General features: G+C 59.3%; 6 protein-coding genes. 4 read left to right on the top strand and 2 right to left on the bottom strand.

Features of this window, described 5'->3' with window-relative positions; all coding sequences use genetic code 11:
* Positions 1-292 (top strand): hypothetical protein (locus OEX18_15735; GenBank protein MDH4338714.1); only part of this gene is annotated, 292 nt, incomplete at its 5' end.
* Between the two features lie 11 nt (positions 293-303).
* Entirely contained in the window at positions 304-987 is a 684-nt protein-coding gene (locus OEX18_15730; GenBank protein ID MDH4338713.1) for a hypothetical protein, read from the top strand.
* Between the two features lie 128 nt (positions 988-1,115).
* On the opposite strand, the gene OEX18_15725 is transcribed toward OEX18_15730, so the two are convergent.
* Complete coding sequence (locus OEX18_15725; GenBank protein MDH4338712.1) at positions 1,116-1,988, bottom strand: hypothetical protein; 873 nt, start codon at positions 1,986-1,988, stop codon at positions 1,116-1,118.
* Positions 1,989-2,174: 186 nt separating this feature from the next.
* Here OEX18_15725 and OEX18_15720 point away from each other — a divergent pair, with 186 nt between their 5' ends.
* Positions 2,175-3,359, top strand: a complete 1,185-nt coding sequence (locus OEX18_15720) for a serine/threonine protein kinase (GenBank protein MDH4338711.1) — start codon at positions 2,175-2,177, stop codon at positions 3,357-3,359.
* A 68-nt stretch (positions 3,360-3,427) separates the two neighbouring features.
* Complete coding sequence (locus OEX18_15715) at positions 3,428-3,970, top strand: ECF-type sigma factor (protein MDH4338710.1); 543 nt, start codon at positions 3,428-3,430, stop codon at positions 3,968-3,970.
* 3 nt (positions 3,971-3,973) lie between these two features.
* Here OEX18_15715 and OEX18_15710 read toward each other — a convergent pair whose 3' ends face one another.
* The gene (locus OEX18_15710; protein MDH4338709.1) at positions 3,974-4,393 is read right to left on the bottom strand and encodes a hypothetical protein; all 420 of its coding nucleotides are present in this window, start codon (positions 4,391-4,393) and stop codon (positions 3,974-3,976) included.
* Positions 4,394-4,619: the final 226 nt, after the last annotated feature.

The raw sequence follows: 4,619 nt of genomic DNA, 5'->3' as shown, positions 1-4,619 counted from the left end.
AAGCTCACTGACGAAGGTCAATCTTCCTGATGGTGACATCGTCTTTCATCGCAGCTTCGGATCGGCAGGATACGAGTCGCGGTTGTGGGCGATCGATGTTAAAGACACCCGAGCATTCTGCGGAGGTTTCACGAGACGGTTTCTGAAAGACTACTGGTATCAGGGATGGGTTCTGGAGATCGATCTTGCCGGAACGCCGACGACAGTCGTGAACGAGACGACGATTCCGGATGGCCCGTCAGAATACCTTCTGCCGTTACGCCCGAGCCGGGGGGGACCCCCATGTCAGTAGGACGCAAGCTCGTGCGCATCACGATCTCCTGCGTGTGCTGGATATCAATGGCTGCTGTTCCGGCGACAGCGAGCGAAGACTCGCATACCATTGGAGCCAGGGGAACGTTGGTGTTTAGCGATGTTACTCATACCGCCATAGAGGCGCGCGTTGCGGATTTCCAATCGACATCCGATCTACCGTATCAAATGTACCTTGTGGCGGATGTCGGATACCACGTAAGTGGTTTGAACATAGTGGGGATCGAGTGTGGCTATCTGGCTCAGAGTGATATTACATTCTTGGACGAAGACCATGAACTGGAAGTGCGCGAGCTATATCTGACAGTGTGGTATCGTCGGATGATTCCGGTCATGTGGGGCATGCGTCTCATGCCAGGAATGGGTGTTGGCTACAACTGGCCGCGGGTCAAGGTGAGCAAGCCTGGGCCAGCAGCAGCGAAGCACAAAGAAGAACTCGGTCAGAGTACGACGGTGCTGCAGGGTTCTGGGGTGCAATATGCCGCGGGCATTGGCCTGGAGATCAAGATCGGGAAGAGGGGAGTATTTGGCTATCTTGATTATCAGTACCGTTTCGGTCCTCCTATCTCAGGGAGCCCTTCAAACGACGGCGCGATCTTCTTTCCCGAAGGGTCGGAATTCGACTTCGAGGGTAGTTACTATGGCTTCGGCGTTGGGTGGCGGGGTGAATGGTGACAGCAGAACTCCCACGGCGATCGCCTCATAGACCCGCAAGACGGTGGTCAAACAGGGCCTGTGGTGAGCCCCCCTGGGTGGATAGCTCAAACGTGGAGCGTTCTTCCGTCGGACACTCTCGGATGCGGCTACTTGCCCGCGAACGGTTTCGTCAGGTTGTCCTTTGCCCCACCGATGAAACTGTAGGAGAGGCTCACGAAGAAGGCCATGGTGTTCCGCCTACCAAGGTTGCTTACGACACTCGGATCAGAAACAGGCTTGTCTACCTGAGTGCCAGTCGGGTGGGTTGTAACGCTACCAACGGCCAGGCCGAGGTCAAGAGCGGCCTTGTCGCCCGCGCGAAGACACGGCCCGACGTAGTAGGTGATGTTGCTGCCGGCTTCCAGCCCTAGGCCGAGCGACAGGCCAATCCAATCAACTTTACTGTGCCAGACGTGGACGAAGCTCGCGATACCCAGGCGAACCGCATCTTCTCCCGCACTATCCTGTCTGAGAACGAGCGTGTCCCCTTCACTCTGAACGTAGTATTTGCCGTCCGTCAGACCCGATCCCACAAAGCCGCCGGCGAAGCCGATCTTCCATTCCGAGGTCTGCACAGCAATCGTGATTTCCATTGTCCCGAGTTGGGCGCCTTGTTTTGGCGTGACGCGAACGATGTACCCACCGTATTTGGGATCGTGTGCGTACGACAGTGTTTTTTTCTCCGAACCATTTAAAGTGAAGGAGACGTCTGTCGACGGACTCACTTCCTCCTTCACTGCCATGATGCCCGTAATCTGATAGTAGAATTGATCGGGAAAGGTATTCTCGATGACTATTGTGAACAATTCGCCGGGTTTCAACGTGAGCTCCGCAAACCGCGTGCATGTTTTCCCGGCTATGCAGTCGCCGTGGTTGAACTCTGCGGTCTTCGTTCCCGCGAAGCTGGCTGTTGACAAGGCGATCATGGAAAGAACTGCGCAGAGGACGATGGGGACAGAATATGGATCTGGTCGGGACATGGTTCTCCCTCCGTTCTGTTTATGGGGGTCCTTCCTGAATAAGCGCCATATCGACGAGCATCGGGCAAGGTCAGATTGCACGGCCAGGGCTGTTTTCTCGCTCTACCAAGGTGGAACCCCAGTACATTCTTGGGCTATGTTACTGGGTTTGATATACCCGTCACTTGGTTGCTACCCTATCTAGCCATGAACGACCGCGAACGCCACCAGCGAGCCACCGAGATCTTCGTGGAGGCCGTGGACTTCCCGGATGCCCAGCGGGACGCCCATATCAAAGAGGCCTGCGCGGGGGACCCGGCTCTGGAGGCCGAGGTACTCTCTCTCTTTCGATACGACCTCCCCGAACCCCAGGACCCTGCCGAGGTGCCCGTGCTGGCAGCCGCCCCCCCGGAGGACATGGCGGGGCGGACCGTCGGCCGGTTTCGGATCGTCTCCGCCGTCGGGCAGGGGGGTATGGGACGGGTGTGGAAGGCCGAAGACCCCCTTCTTCGCCGTGTCGTCGCCATCAAGTTTCTGCCGGAGCCCCAGCGCCGGTCCGAAGTTGCCAGGGCTCGCTTCCTCCGCGAAGCACGCGCAATGGCGGACGTATCCCACCCCGGGATCGCCGCCGTGTTCGACGCCGGCGAGGCCGACGGGGAACTCTACATCGCGATGCAGTTCGTTGACGGTCAGACCGTCCGGGAGCGCGTTCGCAACGGGCCCCTTGCCCCGCGGGACGCGGTAAGCACCTGCCTCCATGCCGCGCGGGCCCTCGCTCACGCGCATGCCATGGGGCTGGTTCACCGAGACGTCACGTCGAGCAACATCATGATCCGTGACAACGGCGACATCATCGTCGTGGACTTTGGCCTTGCCCGTCGATCTATTGATTCAACACGGCTGTCCCGAACGGGGCAGCTGGTGGGAACCGTGGGATATATCGCCCCGGAGGTGATCCAGGGGGACGACGCAACACCGGGCAGCGACGTGTTCAGCCTGGGGGGCGTGCTCTATGAGATGCTCTGCGGGCACCTGCCCTTCGAGGATCCCAAGCCTCTCAACGTGCTGCAGGCGACGTTGGATTGCGAGGCTGAGACGTTGAGTCACTTTGTGGACCACATTCCCCGGGAGCTGGACCACATTGTGGGCAAGGCGCTGGCCCGTGACGCCAGGGCGCGCTATGCAAGCGCGGCGCAACTGGCCGACGATCTTGAAGCGTTGCTCGAGACGGGGGAGCTGTCGCAAGAGCCGGGACACGTTTCGCGGCCACCGCGATGGACCCGCCCGAATCGGCGGCTCACGCACAAACGCCGCATGGCGTACCTCTTGATTCTGGCGGTCGCAGCGGCTGCTGTTGTGGCGGTGCTGCTTCTCAAGGGCCTGTCTGACTGACCTGGGATACCCTGGCTCTCGTCACGCTTCTCTTCGCGTGGCGGCGCGTGCTAGCATCTGAATCACATATGACAGACGACGACGTACCCGCTCCCGCCGGCGCCGAGGGACCGCTCGTACCGGCCAGGCTGTTTGAGCAACTCTACGACGAGTTGCGAACAGTGGCGCGCCGCTATATGGGCAGCGAACGCGCCAACCACTCCCTCCGCCCCACCGAACTGGTTGATGAGGCGTTCATCCGCCTGATGCAATCGAATCCGATTGCGATCGAGGACCGGGTTCACTTTCTCCGGCTCGCGGCGCGGACGATGCGACGCGTCCTCGTCGATCACGCCAAGCGAAAGGGCGCGACCCGCCACGGTGGCGCCATGAGGCGAGTAACGCTGACCGATGACGCACTGGCAGTGTCCCCGGAGTTCGACCTCATCGATCTCGACCGGGCGCTCGAAAGGCTTTCAAAGCTCAGCGAACGTCAAACCGACATTCTCGAGATGCGCTTCATCGCGGGGCTGACGGTTGAGGAAGTGGCCGCCGAGCTGGGCGTGTCGCCCCGGACCATCAAGGGCGACACGCGCGTCGCTCTGGCGTGGCTCCGACGGGAGCTGGACTGATCTTCAACCGCATGGTCCGGTCGGCGGACAGACGATGATGCCGGGGCCGGGCTGATCGAGATTGTGTCCCCTTACCCGGTAGTAGTGGATGTTATGACCATGCGGGAAACAACCGTCGTTAGACTTTTCCCACTCGTCGGCCGACTGACTCACCGTTTTTTTCACGGTTTGGTGCGGCTTGAGCATGATTGAGCGGGTTTCGTCATCGTCGTCAAACAGCCTCAGGCTTCGAGAGTTTCCACGGATCTGTCCGTAAAATTCGAGTACGATCATCTTGTCGAACTCGTTGGTCCAGGTGACCTCGTCGCCTCGCTTTACTTTGTCCAGCATGCCGGCCGGCAGTGGTTCGCGTTGGGACCCCTTCAGAATCTTGTAGCTAAGATCCTGATTGGGAATGGGCGCGATAAAATACACGTGCAACATCGCATTCCTCCTTTAGACAAGATTCAATGGTTTGTGGAGAGCACGCTCAACCGTGCCGCGTGCGATTGAGTTACCGATACGCGACACACACATGACATAGGCGCGAACGGAGAACTAGATCGATGGTGAATTGCAACGGCGCGGCCTGCCAGATAGCCACGTGAAAGGAATACGGGCGCGCCAGATGCGTCGGCATCCATGAGAAGAGATGATGTAAACTCCTGAG

This window comes from Candidatus Krumholzibacteriia bacterium (assembly GCA_029865265.1).
In the GTDB taxonomy this organism is placed as follows: Bacteria; Krumholzibacteriota; Krumholzibacteriia; order WVZY01; family JAKEHA01; genus JAKEHA01.
The sequence above is the reverse complement of the archived record's forward strand: the minus strand, read 5'-3'. Positions and strand labels throughout refer to the sequence as shown.